17 protein-coding genes and 1 tRNA gene are annotated in these 16,731 nt (G+C 44.5%); 8 read left to right on the plus strand and 10 right to left on the minus strand.

Going from position 1 to position 16,731, the window contains the following annotated elements; translation table 11 throughout:
• Window positions 1-45: 45 nt before the first annotated feature.
• The 3 genes from D2V93_RS14345 to D2V93_RS14355 all read left to right on the plus strand — a co-directional run bounded on the left by D2V93_RS14345 (window position 46) and on the right by D2V93_RS14355 (window position 3,110).
• Complete coding sequence (locus D2V93_RS14345) at window positions 46-1,059, plus strand: glycoside hydrolase family 113 (RefSeq protein WP_119619879.1); 1,014 nt, start codon at window positions 46-48, stop codon at window positions 1,057-1,059.
• A gap of 98 nt (window positions 1,060-1,157) precedes the next feature.
• Entirely contained in the window at window positions 1,158-2,090 is a 933-nt protein-coding gene (locus D2V93_RS14350) for an N-acetylmuramoyl-L-alanine amidase (protein WP_119619880.1), read from the plus strand.
• Complete coding sequence (locus tag D2V93_RS14355) at window positions 2,091-3,110, plus strand: N-acetylmuramoyl-L-alanine amidase family protein (RefSeq protein WP_119619881.1); 1,020 nt, start codon at window positions 2,091-2,093, stop codon at window positions 3,108-3,110. It abuts the gene before it with no gap.
• Window positions 3,111-3,122: 12 nt separating this feature from the next.
• Here D2V93_RS14355 and arsM read toward each other — a convergent pair whose 3' ends face one another.
• The 8 genes from arsM to D2V93_RS14395 form a co-directional block, all read right to left on the minus strand.
• Window positions 3,123-4,088, minus strand: a complete 966-nt coding sequence (gene arsM, locus D2V93_RS14360) for an arsenosugar biosynthesis arsenite methyltransferase ArsM (RefSeq protein WP_119619882.1) — start codon at window positions 4,086-4,088, stop codon at window positions 3,123-3,125.
• Entirely contained in the window at window positions 4,085-4,900 is an 816-nt protein-coding gene (locus tag D2V93_RS14365) for a purine-nucleoside phosphorylase (protein WP_119619883.1), read from the minus strand. Before D2V93_RS14365 ends, arsM begins: the two co-directional genes overlap by 4 nt.
• Window positions 4,897-5,511, minus strand: a complete 615-nt coding sequence (locus D2V93_RS14370; protein WP_119619884.1) for a TIGR04282 family arsenosugar biosynthesis glycosyltransferase — start codon at window positions 5,509-5,511, stop codon at window positions 4,897-4,899. Before D2V93_RS14370 ends, D2V93_RS14365 begins: the two co-directional genes overlap by 4 nt.
• A gap of 588 nt (window positions 5,512-6,099) precedes the next feature.
• Complete coding sequence (locus tag D2V93_RS14375) at window positions 6,100-6,327, minus strand: hypothetical protein (protein ID WP_072875767.1); 228 nt, start codon at window positions 6,325-6,327, stop codon at window positions 6,100-6,102.
• Window positions 6,328-6,529: 202 nt separating this feature from the next.
• Window positions 6,530-7,951, minus strand: coding sequence for a cardiolipin synthase (gene cls / locus D2V93_RS14380; protein WP_119619885.1), 1,422 nt, complete (start codon window positions 7,949-7,951; stop codon window positions 6,530-6,532).
• 166 nt (window positions 7,952-8,117) lie between these two features.
• Window positions 8,118-8,324 (minus strand): YtxH domain-containing protein, encoded by a 207-nt coding sequence (locus tag D2V93_RS14385; protein WP_119619886.1) that lies wholly within the window; start codon window positions 8,322-8,324, stop codon window positions 8,118-8,120.
• Window positions 8,325-8,386: 62 nt separating this feature from the next.
• Complete coding sequence (locus tag D2V93_RS14390) at window positions 8,387-8,548, minus strand: DUF1328 family protein (RefSeq protein WP_072876807.1); 162 nt, start codon at window positions 8,546-8,548, stop codon at window positions 8,387-8,389.
• A gap of 182 nt (window positions 8,549-8,730) precedes the next feature.
• Entirely contained in the window at window positions 8,731-9,420 is a 690-nt protein-coding gene (locus D2V93_RS14395; RefSeq protein WP_143070647.1) for an SOS response-associated peptidase family protein, read from the minus strand.
• 193 nt (window positions 9,421-9,613) lie between these two features.
• Between D2V93_RS14395 and D2V93_RS14400 the strand changes: the two genes are divergently transcribed.
• A complete protein-coding gene (locus D2V93_RS14400; RefSeq protein ID WP_119619887.1) occupies window positions 9,614-10,651 on the plus strand; it encodes a helix-turn-helix domain-containing protein in 1,038 nt (345 codons plus the stop codon).
• Window positions 10,652-10,661: 10 nt separating this feature from the next.
• On the opposite strand, the gene D2V93_RS14405 is transcribed toward D2V93_RS14400, so the two are convergent.
• A complete protein-coding gene (locus D2V93_RS14405; RefSeq protein WP_119619888.1) occupies window positions 10,662-11,105 on the minus strand; it encodes a hypothetical protein in 444 nt (147 codons plus the stop codon).
• A gap of 96 nt (window positions 11,106-11,201) precedes the next feature.
• Here D2V93_RS14405 and D2V93_RS14410 point away from each other — a divergent pair, with 96 nt between their 5' ends.
• Window positions 11,202-11,441: a helix-turn-helix domain-containing protein gene (locus tag D2V93_RS14410; protein ID WP_119619889.1), complete on the plus strand. Its 240-nt coding sequence runs from the start codon at window positions 11,202-11,204 to the stop codon at window positions 11,439-11,441.
• Between the two features lie 323 nt (window positions 11,442-11,764).
• Window positions 11,765-14,308, plus strand: a complete 2,544-nt coding sequence (locus D2V93_RS14420) for a toll/interleukin-1 receptor domain-containing protein (RefSeq protein ID WP_119619891.1) — start codon at window positions 11,765-11,767, stop codon at window positions 14,306-14,308.
• A 149-nt stretch (window positions 14,309-14,457) separates the two neighbouring features.
• On the opposite strand, the gene D2V93_RS14425 is transcribed toward D2V93_RS14420, so the two are convergent.
• Window positions 14,458-14,530: transfer RNA gene (locus D2V93_RS14425), tRNA-Phe, on the minus strand.
• 100 nt (window positions 14,531-14,630) lie between these two features.
• On the opposite strand from D2V93_RS14425, the gene D2V93_RS14430 reads away from it, so the two are divergent.
• Both D2V93_RS14430 and D2V93_RS14435 read left to right on the plus strand, forming a co-directional pair.
• A complete protein-coding gene (locus D2V93_RS14430) occupies window positions 14,631-15,359 on the plus strand; it encodes a type III pantothenate kinase (protein WP_072875751.1) in 729 nt (242 codons plus the stop codon).
• Window positions 15,360-16,640, plus strand: a complete 1,281-nt coding sequence (locus D2V93_RS14435; protein WP_072875749.1) for a BamG family beta-barrel-assembly machinery protein — start codon at window positions 15,360-15,362, stop codon at window positions 16,638-16,640. It begins immediately after the preceding gene.
• Window positions 16,641-16,731: the final 91 nt, after the last annotated feature.

A 16,731-nucleotide genomic window follows, 5' to 3' on the forward strand; every position in this document is an offset into this window, starting at 1 on the left:
AATTTCCCCTAAAAGCACTATTTTAGAGGTACTTGATTGCCCAACATGAAAAAACTGGTTTTGATATGCGGTCTGGCCCTGCTCTCCTGCACGGTGCATAAACCCGAAAAGATCAACGGAGTGAGCTTTGTGGCGTCCCGGGAGGAGGTCGCCCAGTCCCATGTGGACCCCGTGCTGGACATCCATGCCAATTTTGCGGCCATCATGCCCTTCGGCTTTATGCAAGACCCACACGCGCCCAACCTTGTTTTTGATTCGGACAGGCAATGGTTCGGGGAAACCCGAAAAGGGGCTAAGCAGTACATCGAAATGCTCCACAAAAATGGGGTAAAGGTGATGCTGAAACCCCAGATCTGGATCAGTAGGGGCGAGTTTACAGGGAACATGGCCATGCAGTCCGAAGCGGATTGGAAAGCATTGGAGGACTCCTACGCCCGGTTCATTTTGCACTACGCAGGATTGGCGGAGGAGACGCATGCCGATATCTATTGTGTCGGGACCGAGTTGGCCACTTTTGTGAAAAACCGACCCGCATTCTGGGCCGAACTCGTGGGCAAGGTCAGGGAGGTGTACAAGGGAAAACTCACCTATGCGGCCAATTGGGACGAGTATGCCAACACTCCTTTTTGGGGCGAGTTGGACTATATCGGGGTGAACGCCTATTTTCCCCTCTGCGAAAGACAAAACCCCACCACGGAAACCCTACGAACGGGATGGCAGCCGTGGAAAACGAAGATGATGGAACTTGCCGAACAATTGGACAGGCCTATACTGTTCACCGAGTTTGGGTACAGGAGCATGGACTACACGGGCAAAAAGCCCTGGCTGGTGGACAGGAACGAGGAAAGGGTGAACCTACAGGCCCAGGCCGACGCCACGCAGGTGCTTTTTGATGAATTTTGGGACCAGGAATGGTTTGCCGGAGGCTTTGTCTGGAAGTGGTTCATCCACCACGACAGGGCCGGAGGACTCGCCGACAACAGGTTTACCCCGCAGAACAAGCCTGCTGAATCGGTGATCAGGCAGCGTTACGCGCCGATTAAAAAGTCAAGTCTTTAAGGCTGAGCGAAAAATGTGGGATTTTTCCCGTCATTGAAGGCCGTTGTTGACAATTTTTTCCCATCTTTGCAGTGCACCCTCCCAACTAAAATACGATAATGAAATCAGTATCATTCCTTTTGTTATGGGTATGTTCCTGTGCCATGCTGTTTGCCCAAGAGGCATCCTATTATATGGTGAAGGCGGAACAGGGTGACGGGATTTTTTCCCTTTTGCGGAAACAGGGACTGGACCCGGCCAAGCACTATGAAGCGTTTGTCAAGCTCAATTCCGAAAACATCAAGGACGGCAGCTTTCTGAAAGTGGGAACAGCTTACAAAATTCCACAGGCAGCGGATGCCCTCAAGAAAACAGGCGTGGTGGTCCGCACCGGCGAAGGTACCGAAGAGCCCATCTTTGATGGGGAACTGGCCCAAATGTCCCTCAAGAGCGATAAGCTGAAAGATGCGGTATACTACATCATCACCGAAGACCCGCAGAATACGGAAAACGATTATGTGAAGGATGTGGCGGAAAGCCTCGCCGCCGATTTGATGGTCCATGGGGCCAAAGTGTATATCATGGGTGATGGTGTTTCCGAACCTGTGAACGGGGAAGTTGTGACGGCAAACCAAAAAATGGGGAGCTACATTGAGGTCATCAACAAGCGCTACATACAGAATACAGGAAAATACCAACGGGTTTTGGTGATACGCGCCGATGGCGTGTCCGGCAAGGAGGATATGGACGTTGCCGTTTACCATTACAACAAGAGCGAAGAGGGCCAGCGATTGGCGGAGAATATCCAAAACATGTTCAAGCGGCACAGTGTTTCCAATAGGTCTTACAAGGACATCAATATGATCTTTGAGGACAAGAACAGTCTATACCTGGCCCGGAACATTCTTCCGGCCATAAGCTTGCTCACCTTGGAGAACGCTTCCAAGACATCAAACCAAAAAATAGCAGTGCGTCCGGACAAGAAGCAGTTTGCCAGCTTGATCAGTGACGGTATTATGAACGATTATGTTGATTTGCAGATTGAGAATTAAATGAAGTTTATACGAATATCCGTTTTACTTGTTTTTGTTCATTTTCAAGGAGTTGGATTGGCCCAAGAGGGCAATCTGAAGGCGGTGGCCAAGGAAGGGGAAGGAATTTATTCGCTTCTTCGGAGGCATGGCATCAGCCCGACAAAGTTCTACAACAAGTTTGTGGCGTTGAACGCCGAACATTTGGGGGAGGATGAATCCTTGCTGATGGGACGTTCCTATTTTTTGCCGGACACGCTGGATGCCAAAAAGGTAGAAGAAACGGACAAGAGGGTAGCCTATCCCATTTTTGGTGAGCAATTCGCCAAGGTGGATATAGCGAGCAAGCGTTTGGACGATACGGTATATTATCTGGTCTCCGGGCATGGGGGACCCGATCCCGGAGCCGTGGAAAAATACAATGACAAGCTCATCGCGGAAGATGAATATGCCTATGATGTCACACTCAGGCTAGCCCGGGAATTGATTTCGCATGGGGCGGAAGTGCATATCATTGTGCAGGATGAAAATGACGGCATCAGGGACCAGAGGGTCCTTGAACTGGATACGGACGAGACCGTGCTCTCCAAACCTCTTCCCTTGGGACAGTTGGCTCGTCTGAAACAGCGCTCCGAAGCCGTGAACGAACTGTACAGAAAAAATGTCGGGAAGCACCAGCGTTTATTGGTGATCCATGTGGACAGTCGGGGTGAAGGCACCAACATCGACGTGTTTTTCTACCATCACGAAAAGAGTAAGAACGGCAAGAAATTGGCCGAGAGCATCCACCAGACTTTTTTGAGGAAATACAAAAAATTCCAGCCCAATCGATTGTACAACGGTACGTTTATGGAGCGCAGCAACCTGTACGTTGTGAAAAATACGCTTCCGGCCATGGCCTACATTGAAATAGGGAACATCAGGAGCAAAAAGGACCAACGCCGAATCTTGGATCCGGACAATAGGCAGGCTTTGGCCAAGTGGATATCCGAAGGGATCATCTTGGATTATGAGTCCTCCAAAACTTTTATCGCAAAATAAACCAAGCTGATTTTAACAGCAGCCCCCGCCGTTGTAATGCCATGTGCTTTCGCTCACATGGATTTCTTTTGATGCTTTCGCAAGCGCCGAAGCTGTTTTGTCACAAACCGCCAACGGCTGGTTTTGGAGCAGCACATGCCCTTTGTTGTCATCAAAATAGGGTTCGTTGCCGTAATAAATGGCCGTTTTCCCCGTAAACATGCAAGGGCCGTCCTCTGGCATCGGGTCTTTGATGGCGGCAATCTCGATGGATTCGATATGGATGAGCTCGTCCGTTGGGTAGTGGTTGGGGGACAACACCCTGTATGACCTTCGCCCCCTGATTTCTATGGTGCCAAATCCGGCATCGGTCAACACTTTCACATAGTCTTTCAGCGGAATGCTACCGCTGAGGCACTGCGCCCTCAAGCGATCATCGTTGCGCAGCTCATCGTTCATGGGCTGTTCACAGATGGGGTCGCTCATGACCAATCGGCCGTGGGGTTTCAGTACGCGGTACATTTCGGCGACGGCCTTTTGGAGGTCTTCCATCTTGAAAATGTTGAAAAGGCAGTTCTGCGCGGCCACGTCCATGCTCTCATCGGGGATGGGCAGGTTCAGGGCATCTCCCTTGACCAAGTTCACGTATTCGCTTTTGAACCAATCGTTCTCCTGCTCCGCAATTTTGAAGTTCTTTCGGGACGCTTCCAACATTTCGTCGACGGAATCCACCCCGGTAACTCCTCCCATTTGTCTAGAAAAATAGGAGAACTGGAGCAGTTCCATACCTCCGCCTACACCCACGTAGAGGATCTTGGGGTCGTTCACCAAATCCTGTGCGGAAACGGTGCTCCCGCACCCATAGTTCATTTCCTGCATGATCTTGGGAATGGACAGTCCAGGAAACTGCCAAATGGGCGTGGTGGTGCAGCAAAGTCCCACGTTCGGGGAAATGGCCGCTTCTTTGTAAAGGTCTTGTGTGGCGTCTAGGTAGCTCATAGTTGCTTTATCAGTTCGGTGAACAATGTTATCATTTTGGGCTCTGTTTTTCCGGCAATGGCGATGATTTCCTCTACATTGACAGGTTGGAGGTTGTCCGGGTCGCATTCGTCGGTCAAAACGGATACCGCTACGATGGGTAGTCGTAAATGATTGGCAACAATTACTTCGGGAACGGTACTCATTCCCACAGCGTCCGCGCCGACCATTTTCAGCATGCGGTATTCGGCCTTTGTCTCCAGTTGGGGACCCACCACGGAGGCGTATACCCCTTTTTTGATGGAAATACCCTTTTTTTGGGCAATGACCTCTATTTTTTTACGCATGTCCAGGTCATAGGGTTCGCTCATGTCCACAAATCGGTCCCCGAATGCGGATACATTTTTAAAGGCCAGGGGAGACCCTCCTTGAAGGTTGATATGGTCCTCGATGAGCATGATGTCCCCTTTTTTGAAGTCAAGGTTGATGGCCCCGGCTGCGTTGGAGACGAACAGTTTCTGGACCCCCAATTGGTGCATTACCCGAATGGGATAGGTGATGTCCACAAAGTCATAGCCTTCATACAGATGGAAGCGTCCCTGCATCACCACCACTTTTTTTCCGGCCAGGGTACCGAAAATCAATTTTCCGGAATGGAACTCCACTGTTGCCAAGGGAAAATGGGGGATGTGGTTGTAATGGGCCTCAATACGGTTTTCGATGCCATCGACCAGTTGTCCCAATCCGGTTCCGAGCACGATGCCAATTTCTGGGGAATCAAATCCCTTCCTCTTCAAATAATCAACAGATTCGTTCAGATGTTCCTTTGTCATTGCTTTATATGTTTGATGAAAGGCTCGAAAGCCTTGATATCTTTGATGTCTTCATAGTAATCCACGTCGTTTTTCTCGTTCAAAAGGGCCACGCTTTCAGTTTTCAGGTCCTGCATGGTATCGGCCAGAACGGTGTCGGTCCCCCATTGCTTGTTCCAGAAGAGGGCTTGGTTCAAGGATTTCATGCCCAAGAGATAGTATCCACCATCTTCCGCAGGGCCTATCACGTAGTCATGTGTCTCCAATGTTGAGAAAGCCTCTTCAAGATCTGCCTGTTCCAGATGGTACATGTCGCTTCCGATGACAATGATCTTTTCAAACCCTGCCTGGAACCCATCCCTGAAGGCATTTTGCATGCGCTCTCCCAGATCTTTGCCCACCTGTAGTTTTTTCTGATAACGGTCATTGTCCCAAATATCATTCTGCCATATCTCCTCCGAATAGTACACCCATTTTTCCACCCTTAGGTGCTCGGTGAACGACACGGTACGCTGCAGGAGAAACTGATAGATTTCCAGTGCGGCCTTGTCGCCCACTTTGGCGGCCAGGCGGGTCTTGCACTTGCCGAGCTCTGGGTTTCGGGTGAGTATCAAAAGAAGGCTGTTGCTCAACTGATCTTGTTTTGTGGGAGGTCGTTAATGCACTCTAAAGATAGTCAGATTTGGCATAGTGGTCCGTATGTCGGACGATATTTATTCGGGGTATAAATGGTAAGGACAATCGGAAATTTAGGATTGGATGGGAACAAAAAGGGATGCCACGATTGGCATCCCTTTGCGAGAGACATTATTGACTATGGAAAGTTCTTGATTGATGATGGGTGTTCAGTATAGCTTAAAAAATGTAATGGTACAGGTTGTTGATGAGGGAAAGTATGGAAATGGCAATCACGGAATACCAAAAGAAATACCCCAACTTTACTTCTACAGTGTTCATTTTTGAAAAGGTGTTTTAGTTGATTGTTTACCCGAAATTAGACAAAACCATGGGTCTGCAATCCGCATTTTTATTCGTTGCAGGAAATTGGATATAACTGGTCAAAAATACTTTGTGGATGGAAAAACAAGATGGGTAAATGCCTGTAGGATTATAGCTACAATATATTTAAGTGTTGAAAATCAATACATTACATAAAAAGAACAGGAAGGACATTTATGGCCAAGTGCCTTCCTTCCTGTACAATCTTAATATGATATTCCCTAGACCAAGGGAGTGCCCTTAAGGCGCTTTTCAATCTTTCGTTTCTTTTCGGTAAGACTCTTCATGATGTCCATCAGTTTGGAATCTTTGGTCTTTTTATAGATCTCGTTGATGGAAAGGATCAACCGTTTTGCCTCCCTAGAAGCCTCTACCCTGTCGCTGGTGGACATGTGGCTCATGGGTCTACTCTCAAACTCTTCTGCCTTTGCTAGTAACTCTTGGGTCATTTTTGTTTAAAGTTATGCTGTGTGCCTTAAATATAAGAGTTAGTTTCATACTTTATGACTATGGAACTATTTGATTTTCATATTTATGAAAACATTAAGAAGTGCTCTTTTTTCGACAAAATATGGGGGCTTTTGTCAATAGAGGTGTTGGCGATAAATGTGCGTTTTACGGCAATATGATTTTAACTTTTCGTTAAGTGGGTCACAATAGCGGTTTGAAGAATTTGAAGAGGCCTTCCAGGAATTTTAGCCATACCGATCTGTTCCTGAACCTTTCCAGGGTAATGGGGTCTGCCTTTTCACAAATACCGAGGAACTCTCTTTTCATTTCCTTATTGATCTCCTTGTCATACATAAGGATATTCGCTTCATAATTGAGCTCAAAACTACGGATGTCAAAGTTTCCCGAACCAATGGAGACCAAGTCGTCGTCCACAATTAGAATCTTGCTGTGCGAAAAATCACTGCGCATATAGATCTTCACCCCAACTTCCAAAAGTTCCTCAAATTGGGAGAACATGGCAAATTTTGCGGCCATGGAATCCGAATTTTTGGGGATCAACAGGGAAATTTCCACACCTTCGAGGGCAACGATCTTTAGGGTCTGTAGAAAGGCCTCGCCAGGTAGAAAATACGGGTTGGCGATACAGATGGACTTTTCGGCCTGGTTCATCATGCCTATATATTGGTACATGATGGCGGGGTGGTTGGAATCTGGCCCCCCGGCCACCACTTGAGCTTCCACTTGGCCCACTGTGGGCTGTTCGCACAGGTGCTCCTCCACCTTGAAATCCTCTTTTTTGCTGGCGAAGAAATAATCCTTCAGGAACACGAGGTGGATGTCGTTCACTATGGGGCCTTCCAACTTCAAATGGGTATCCTTCCATTTGCCCAGCTCACTGCCGTGTTTGATGTACTTGTCGGACACATTCACCCCTCCGGTAAAAGCGACCTTGTTGTCGATCACCAATATTTTTCTGTGGTTCCTGAAATTGAGGGAGAACAGGAGGTTACTGAGCCGTATGGGCATTATGGGGTGGATCTTTACCCCGATGTCCCTGAACTTTTTCTTGGGCCTGCCCCTGAGCCGGTAACTGCCAAAGGAGTCGTAGATGATCCTGACCACCACGCCTTCAGCTATCTTTCTTTGGAAGAGTTCCAACATTTTGTCCAGTAGGGCTCCTCTCTCCAGAATGTAATACTGTACATGTATGGATTCTTTGGCCTCCTCCATGGCCTTGAAGAGTGCATTGAAGGTCTCGCCACCATCCTGTAGCACCGTGATGGTGTTACCTGTTGTGGGACGGGTCTCGGAGCAGGCACTCACAAGTCGGCTCAATCTCTGTTTGCGGGTATCCACACCAAAGTTGGGGGCCGTTCCCTCCATCTTGGCGTCCCCTTCATAATGGTACCGCCTCCGCCTTTGAAATTCCTTGCTGTTGAAGAACTTGAACTTTCTACGGTTCATCCCAAAGAGATAGTAGAGCAGGGCACCGATAAAGGGGAGTACAATTATGGCGATTACCCAACTGATGGAGCGCGAAGGGCGCCTGCCGTGATAGATGATGGCAACGATGACCCAAAGAGATACGATGATGTAAGCAATGGTGAGAGCGGTTTTCATGTTTTGGGATGCATCGAGTATACAATCTACTTCAAAAATTACGAAAAACAACCATTTTGGGGCGATGGAGCATTTTTTGATAGAGGCCCAAACCTTGGGTTGTCATACTAAAAAACTCTGGCCATTTGGCCAGAGTTTTTAAAGCGAGTTTTCCAATGCTTATCTATTAAGGATTATCATCCGTGGCATCCTCGATTTCATCACCGACCTCGTCAGCGGCATCTTCTACTTCATCACCGACATCCTCGGCGGCATCCTTGACATCTTCCACGGCTTCTTCAGCTTTATCTTCTGTGGTTTCCCTACAGCTGTTCATGCTCATGTTAAAGGCCATTGCAATGAACAATAGGAATAGATTTATTGACTTTCTCATGATATTTAATTTTAGGGTTAATGATTTTATTTATGGGTTATATTCTAATGTACTCTTCTGTCCTAGATTTTTTTTCTTCCCGTGATCAAGGAAATAATGAACAGTACGATGAAAATGAAGAAGAGTATCTTGGCAATACTGGCCGCACCTGCGGCAATTCCTCCAAATCCAAAAATGGCGGCCACAATGGCCAAAATTATAAAGGTGACGGTCCAACGTAACATATCTATGGTTTTTAAGTTCATGTCCGCTTATCTCTTAAGTGGTACACTACAAAGTTGCGAATGTTGCGAGGGGAAGCTTGTCTTTAATGGGTTATCTTTTGACTCAAAAGCTAAAAAAATTCATAGTAACCTATTTTTTTGTGAGAAAAAATCATTGAAATGTTGGTTTAACGGAAAATACCTCAATTTTTTATGTTAAAGTTCCTGATGTCGGGGGTATAGGAAAGGCTTTCGGAGAAGATACCATTGTTGATGAGTTCGGCTTTGAGATTTACCTTGGGGGGCTTTTCAATATAGGGCCTTATCTGGTCGAGCGAAGTGTCTTTGGAAAGCCAGAACCCCATATCTTCATTACGGATGACCACCGGGACCATGTTGCTGAGGTCGTGGTAGGACGAAATGGAAGTGTTTCCACTGCTTGTGATCAGGGCACTGCAATAAAAACCATCCTCCAATATATTATAGACGCCGGCCAGCATGAATGGCCTTTGCGAGGGCTTGTACAAATGGTAGGTGGAAGTGCCCCCGTTGTGGAGCAGGTGGGTGTAGAAGCCCGAAACAATGATGAGGCATCTTCGTTGCCTCAGGGATTCCTTCATCCAGCGAATGTTTTCGAGGTCGTGCAGACTAACGTTGAGTGTGTTTGCATTGTTTTGGAAAATATGCCAGTCTTCCTTGAAGTTCTGGGGCATAAGCCCCCAAATGGCATAGTTGATCTCGTATGGCGCCTGCATGGTCACCACGCTCAGGTTGGTTTCGTTGAAACCGTTGATGATGAGGGTTGGCGAGTATATGTGCGGATATTTGAAAGGTATTCCAAGCTCTGCTTCTATGTGTTCTCTCTCAACGGCATTGGAAAGTTTGTAGATCATAATCTTCAATTCTTCATGTTCAACAACAACACAAAACAACCCATTTTTGATCACAAAGCTTAACTCAAAACATATTAATCGTAATGGTAATGGAATGTGAAAGTTTTGTGAAAGGACGTCTTTTTGTCCATGATTTGCCGTAAATAATTAAACAGGGCAATTTTCTTTATCAACCACAAAAACTGCACAACCTATGATTACAATTCATGTAAATGCCAAGGATGCGTCTGGAACCATAGAACAGATCAAGAATGTTATTGGAGGGGAAATCACTGAAAAATGGGGGCAGCACGTACTTTCCGTGGACAATGAAACGGCCAAAGGGGAAATCAGGGTCCTGAACTTTGACTGGGGGGCCAGCCTCTTGGAATACGATATTACTTTTTTTGATGAAGTCTCCTTGATCACGGACACTTCCACATACAATCCCATCAGCTTTGTCTATTGTTTGGAAGGATACTGCGGACACAAGTTCGGGCACCAGGAAATGACCGAACTGAAAATCATGGAACAGTACCAATCAGTCATCATTTCCAGTAAGTCCGATGGGGTGAACCATGGTTATTTGCCAGCAGGCATCCATCTGCACATCAATGTGATACGGTTGCGAAGAAACCAGTTCATGAGCAAGCGATTGAACAAGGGAGAAGCACTGAACAAGCAACTTTATGAGGTGTTTTTGGACACTGACCATAAAAATGTATTTTCCTATTATGGGTCGTACAATCTGAAAATGGCAGACCTGGTGTCCTCCATAAAAAAAGTCACTGCCGAGGGAATGATCCGCATTCTGCAGATAGAGGGGCTGGTGTACCAGATCCTTTCCATGCACATTGTGCAGCACAATGATGAAGTGCAGAACAAAGGCCCAGAGACTTCCTTGCTGAAAAGGGAGTTGAACACGATCAGGGAGTATGCGGGGAAAATTGGGAAGAACATTGCCAAGGAGTTCACCTTGGAGGAAATATCGAATGAGACCGGTTTGACGCAGGCCAAGCTCCAGGAAGGCTTTAAGCTTTTGTATGGCATGACCGTGACCGAATACATACGGAATGCCCGTCTAGAGGTGGCCCGTGACTATATTGAGACCACCGAAATGAACATCTCCGAAGTGGTCTATTCCATCGGGTTTACGAGCCGAAGCTACTTTTCAAAGATCTTTAAGGAAAAATACGGGATAAGCCCCAGCGAGTTCAAGAACGGCAAAATGGATATGGCCATCGCCGGCTGATCCCATCCCGTTACCGTTGTTGCCCGCAAAGCGTTGGCTGCAGGTGTTCCAAGTGAAGGATGCCGCAGTACACCTGTGTGACCTGCACCCGAAGGGAAGGGTCCGGGGCATCTATCCGAAAAGAAAGCTGCAATTTTTCGTCATCCAAATACAACTTGCCCTGGTCCAAGGGGCGGGGCAGACAGCGCATGTCCACCTCATGGAGGGTGGGGGCACTGGGCAGCTGGAACCGGAAGGAAAAGCTAAAGACCAGATTGTCCAGCACCGTGATCTCCGCAAGCCCTTTTTGTGGGGTTTGCTGGAGGAGGATGCGGCTCTGTTTCCGCTGCACGCGGTGGAGCAATGCCCCGTTTTGATGGCTACAGATTTCCAGACTGGCAAAGGTGATCTGCAACGGGGCAGGGGAACTTTGGTGGAGGAAGTTGGTGATGGTTTGTATTGGGCTGTTAAGCATTGAAATTTATTAAGTAGGCATTTAAAGATACTATAATTTTTTATACACCCCTATATATAGGGGAGATTTATCTCTATATATAGTGCAAATTGGAGCATGCGAAATAAATTAAGCCTTGAAGAGAAATTATTTATACGGGATTTTGGGATGAATCTCAGGGCTTTACGTGAAGAACGGAATTTATCGCAGACCAAATTGGAAGCCATTGCCGGATTATCTAAAAATCAAGTGTGGCGTATAGAAAATGGCGAAGTGAACACTACGATTTCCAATTTGAAATTACTTGCCAAGGCATTAGATGTTGATATAGCACAGCTTTTTGAGTTTAGGAGTTGAGCTTGGGAATATAAAATATGTCTGCCATCTCCAGCAGTGCAACCAATTTTACGCAGCGACTTTTACACATTGCTTTCAAAAGAGTAGATAATTTTGAAAAAAGTGTACTAAGGAATGCTAACCTCTACTGGATTGCAAACGATCCAAATTCTAACCTAGATAGAAAATATGGCGCGTATATTCTCAACTCAACGGCAGATCTCTTCACAAGAAAAATCCTACTATTTTACTAACTTAGTCCATCACAAAGGCCCCCTTTGATAATGTTTAAAGCCATTTGCTTCTTTGTAAGGATTTGGTAACTCTAAATTAGTTTGTAGAAGATGAAAAGAAAGACATTTATATCTCACTCTAGCAGGGATAAAAAGTTCGTAAACCAAATTGCCGAAAAATTAGAAAAACAAAATGTATGGTTTGATACTTGGGATATAGATGTTGGAGATGTATTAAGTGATAAAATCGAAGAGGGAATTGATGAAGCAAAGAACTTCCTTATTATTCTATCAAAGAATTCCATTGATAGCTCATGGGTTAAATATGAGCTGAATATGGCATTAATCAAGTATTTGGAAAATGAAGATTATCGTCTAATAGTGGCAAGAATTGATGATGTTCAAGTTCCATTGAGGTTGAAACCATTTCTTAGGGTTGATATATCAAGTTCCAAAAATATTATCAATTCAATAATTGATTCATTAAATGGTGATGCTAGAAGCTTCAAAAGACAGTTTGTAAACAGAAATGATGAGATTACTTCTCTTCAAGATATGTTTTATGACTCTAATATCAAATTTATTTCCCTTATCGGTTTTTTTGGAATTGGTAAATCTTCTCTGATTAAAGAAACTTTAAAAAGAACATATAGTAACCCGGAAATATCTGAAATTATATTGTCACCATCTTATTTTGGTTCAAGATTAACTCTGGAACTTTGTTCCAAAGCTGGAGTTGAATTGCCTAAAGATGGTGCTTCAATGGCAGAGTTAAATTCATTAAATTTACTTTCCGTTGAAATTCTTCTCTCGAAAGGCCATTTTATTGTCTTCAACAAAATGGAATCTATTCTAGATGATAATGGAACTCCGAACGAAGACATTTTGAATATTATTGACCATTTTAAAGAGAAGGAAATCTTGAACAGATTTCCATTGATTTTCTTATCAACAAGATGGTTACAGTTAAATAACATTGAAAGCAAAATTTCAGATAATTTATATCTAAAAGGCCTATCAAATAAACACTTAAATCAAATTATCAGTTCTGAATTAGAAAGAACAGATCCTTCGAGGAAGTTTGATGAAAAGTCTATTTCAAGAATATCTCATTTATTACATGGTTACCCTCTTGCAGGCAGACTTGCTGCACCATTCATTGTAAAATATGGAACTGATTATCTTATTGATAATATCCAAGTCATTAATCAATTGAAAATTGATATTGCTGAGGAAATACTTTCAAAAGCAAAACTGAAACAATCCGAAATAGAAATCTTGGAAATTTTAGCAATCTTCGAACATCCTTTAAGCTCAAAACATATTAATGATATTCTAGACTTGCCACCAAGTGATTACATCAAATTTGTTGATAATTTGGTATCCTACAATCTTATTGAAACTGATGGGAATGGCCTACTACTGCATCCACTTGTAAATGACTTTTATCTTAGGCTGGCTAGAACAAGTCCAAAGTTTAAAGTTTTTACTGAAAAGCTTTCAGAGATTGCCAAGCAACATTTGGAAGAGCTCGAATCTACAGACAAAATGTATGTATATTGGCTTACCAATGCTTGTCGATTATTGTTTTACTCTGGAAAACAAAATGAAAGTTATCAGCTAAGAAGAGACTTAATAGGTGAACTTAAAGATGCGGCCATTAAATTATATCAAAGACAGGATTATTCTACCTCCTTAATATTTTGCAACGATTTTTTAGAATCCAGGCCAGACGATAAGGATGTATTGTTTACAAAGGCAAGATGTTTGTCAAGGTTAGGTAAGTTAAAAGAATCAATAGACATACTTAGCAAATTAGCTGAATATGAAAACAGTAAATATCGACTGTCAAAATATAATTATGCTATCGGGCGTGCATATATAGAAAATGATCAAAAAAATGACACTTTTTTAGATAAAGCAGAAAAATACTTTATGACATCCATAAGAATTAACGAGCATGAAGCTGCACTGCAAAGTATGGGTGAATTGTTGTTTAGAAGGGGTCGATTAGAGGAGGCCGCGGCATTTATCGAACGAAAACTCGAAACATCGCCTTCTGATCCATATGCTTTAAGTATCTATTCAGATATTCTATGGTCAATGGGCCGAAAACCTGAGGCAATTGATAAAATAATGAATGTACTAAAGTTCCAACCAAAAAATCCAAATTTCCTTTTTCGAGCAGGCAGATTTATGGCTGAGGAAAACCAAAGCCATGAAGCATATAATATCTTTTCAGAGGTCGTCAAAATTGATGACAGCTATTTGGATGCTAGACTTTCACTAGCAGATACTTGTATTGATTTAGGTTATCTAGATGAAGCTAAAAGGCATATAGAGATACTTGAGCGCAAAGTGAAAGGTTTTAAAACAAATGTTTTGCAATCCATTAAAGCAAACTACTTTTTGAAGGATGAAAAATTATCAGAAGCAGAGTCAATTGCTCAAAAGCTATTGGCTAATGACAGAAATGTCATTACATTGGGCTTACTTTCAAAAGTTTTTATTTACAAGTATAGAGAATCCTTAAAGAAGGGATTGACATTGATTGCAGAATCAGATAAAACAAAAGCAATTGATTTAATAGAAGAGGGATTGAAACTAGATGAAAACAATGAAACATTAAAAAACATGTTGAATGGATTGAAATAATCCCCATCCCCAGATTCCTCAAGATTGCATCTTTTTGTACCTCCAAGACATTGCTTCGACAAAAAACAGCGTTTTTGTTCAGCATACACTTCGATTCCATTTTGCACCAAAAACAAAAAACCCGCAAACTATGTTTGCGGGTTTTTTTGTGGTACCTCCAGGAATCGAACCAGGGACACACGGATTTTCAGTCCGTTGCTCTACCAACTGAGCTAAGGTACCATGCCCTAAAGCGGGTGCAAATATAATTTCAAAAATAGGATATACAAACAAAAACTGGAAAAAAGGCATCGATTTTTTTCCATTTCCCGACCTTTGCCCTATGAATCTGGTCATAGACATTGGCAACACCTTGGTAAAGTATGCGGTTTTTGACAACGGCACGCTCATGTACGACGAAAGCTCGGAGGCGGGACTCTTTTTGTCCAAGGTAAAAGGGCTGTTTGGCAAATTCCCCGAAATCAACCGTTCGCTCATCTCCTCGGTGGGCCGTTTGGAAGGGAAAGAGCGCGACATTGTGGCCCTGTTCTGCAAGGTGCACGTGCTCTCCAACACCTCCAAGGTGCCTTTCAAGAACAGCTATGCCACACCACAGACACTGGGGGTGGACCGGCTGGCCCTGGCCACCGCGGCCTTTTACCAGAACCCACGGGGAAACACCCTGGTGGTGGACGCCGGCACTTGCATCACCTACGACATGGTGAACAATTTTGGGGAATACATCGGTGGGGCCATTTCCCCCGGTGTGCAGATGCGGTACAGGGCCATGCACCAGCAAACGGCCGGCCTGCCATTGCTCCAGCCCGAGGACATCCTGGACTTTATCGGGAACTCAACCCAGGCGTGCATGCACAGCGGTGTGATCAACGGGGTTGCCCAGGAAGTGGACGGCATTATAGGCCAGTATCGTTCCCGCTTTCAAGATTTAACAGTTATTTTAACAGGGGGTGATGCCCATTTTTTTGCCAAAAGGCTAAAAAACACCATATTTGCGAACCCCAAATTTCTCTTGGAGGGTCTAAATTACTTGCTGGAATACAACAAAAGCTAGATGATTAAAAAAATATTGATCGCTTTTTTTTGCATGGGAGCCCATGGGCTCTTTGCGCAAAATGCCACCATATCCCCATATTCATATTTTGGAATCGGAGACCTTCGGGATAATGGTTCCGTGGAAAATCAAATGATGGGGGGCGTCAGTATGTACGGCGACAGTATCCATATCAACCTGTCCAACCCTGCAGCCTATTCCAAGTTGAAGCTTACCGCTTATACCGCCGGAATTTCACGTACAGAATATCGATTGAAGGATTGGTCCACCCAACAGAACACCTCGGTGACCAATTTGGACTATTTGGCCATTGGCTTCCCCATAGCCAAGAATATGGGCGTGGGCTTTGGTCTCATGCCATTGTCATCCGTAGGGTACAGCCTCAGGGACGAAACTACCAACAATGATGGGGCGGATGTGATCAATGTGTATAACGGGGATGGAGGGCTCAACCGGATTTATGCTTCCATAGGATATGAACCCATAAAGAACCTTAGTCTGGGTATTACGGCGAACTTTAACTTTGGTACATTGGAGTACCAAAGGGTTCAAAGTGTGGAGGACGTGCAGTTCGGTACGGTGGATAATAGGGAGTCCAGGGTAAACGGGTATGACTTTAAATATGCCCTGAACTACACCCCGACAATCATGGACAAATATACCTTGTATGCTTCCGTATTGGTGAACACACAGGGCAATTTGGTGTCAAAGAATACACAGACCTTGGGGTCGTTCTCGTTGTCCACGGGGAGCAATATAGAAGTGGTGGATGTGGATCTGGACGCCACCAACCTGAGAAATACAGAGCTCAAAATACCAACGCGCACAACGGTTGGGCTAGGTTTTGGAGAAGACAAGAAATGGTTTTTGGGAGGGGAGTACAGCTTTCAGCAGTTCAGCGATTTTGAGAACAGGTTTTTGGGCCTGAACAATGTGGTCTACAACAATGCCAGTACATTGGCTTTTGGAGGCTATTGGGTACCGAACCACACTGCCCTGACAGGCTACTTTAAAAGAGTCACTTACCGCGCAGGCCTTCGTTATGATAGGACCGGCTTAGAGGTGAACAACAAAGAGATAAACAACTTTGGCATAACTTTTGGTCTTGGATTACCGTTGAGCGGCACGACGCTCGATACCTTCTTCTCCAACCTGAACCTAGGTTTTGAATTGGGCAGAAGGGGAACAACGGACGCAAACCTCATAGAGGAAAGTTATTTGAAGATCAACGTGGGCATATCCCTAAATGATAGATGGTTTAGGAAAACAAAAATAAATTGATAGGCCCTTTTTTTGAAAAAATGATAAATAACCACCCATAAAAAATCTGGTAAGCGGATTTTTTAATGAAAATTTGTACTTTAACCACTTT

This window comes from Flagellimonas taeanensis (genome assembly GCF_003584105.1).
Lineage (GTDB): Bacteria > Bacteroidota > Bacteroidia > Flavobacteriales > Flavobacteriaceae > Flagellimonas > Flagellimonas taeanensis.

Coding starts and splice junctions, on each gene's coding strand:
- D2V93_RS14345 (WP_119619879.1), top strand. CDS start 46: ATGAAAAAACTGGTTTTGATATGCGGTCTGGCCCTGCTCTCCTGCACG.
- D2V93_RS14350 (WP_119619880.1), top strand. CDS start 1,158: ATGAAATCAGTATCATTCCTTTTGTTATGGGTATGTTCCTGTGCCATG.
- D2V93_RS14355 (WP_119619881.1), top strand. CDS start 2,091: ATGAAGTTTATACGAATATCCGTTTTACTTGTTTTTGTTCATTTTCAA.
- arsM (WP_119619882.1), bottom strand. CDS start 4,088: ATGAGCTACCTAGACGCCACACAAGACCTTTACAAAGAAGCGGCCATT.
- D2V93_RS14365 (WP_119619883.1), bottom strand. CDS start 4,900: ATGACAAAGGAACATCTGAACGAATCTGTTGATTATTTGAAGAGGAAG.
- D2V93_RS14375 (WP_072875767.1), bottom strand. CDS start 6,327: ATGACCCAAGAGTTACTAGCAAAGGCAGAAGAGTTTGAGAGTAGACCC.
- cls (WP_119619885.1), bottom strand. CDS start 7,951: ATGAAAACCGCTCTCACCATTGCTTACATCATCGTATCTCTTTGGGTC.
- D2V93_RS14385 (WP_119619886.1), bottom strand. CDS start 8,324: ATGAGAAAGTCAATAAATCTATTCCTATTGTTCATTGCAATGGCCTTT.
- D2V93_RS14390 (WP_072876807.1), bottom strand. CDS start 8,548: ATGTTACGTTGGACCGTCACCTTTATAATTTTGGCCATTGTGGCCGCC.
- D2V93_RS14395 (WP_143070647.1), bottom strand. CDS start 9,420: ATGATCTACAAACTTTCCAATGCCGTTGAGAGAGAACACATAGAAGCA.
- D2V93_RS14400 (WP_119619887.1), top strand. CDS start 9,614: ATGATTACAATTCATGTAAATGCCAAGGATGCGTCTGGAACCATAGAA.
- D2V93_RS14405 (WP_119619888.1), bottom strand. CDS start 11,105: ATGCTTAACAGCCCAATACAAACCATCACCAACTTCCTCCACCAAAGT.
- D2V93_RS14410 (WP_119619889.1), top strand. CDS start 11,202: ATGCGAAATAAATTAAGCCTTGAAGAGAAATTATTTATACGGGATTTT.
- D2V93_RS14420 (WP_119619891.1), top strand. CDS start 11,765: ATGAAAAGAAAGACATTTATATCTCACTCTAGCAGGGATAAAAAGTTC.
- D2V93_RS14430 (WP_072875751.1), top strand. CDS start 14,631: ATGAATCTGGTCATAGACATTGGCAACACCTTGGTAAAGTATGCGGTT.
- D2V93_RS14435 (WP_072875749.1), top strand. CDS start 15,360: ATGATTAAAAAAATATTGATCGCTTTTTTTTGCATGGGAGCCCATGGG.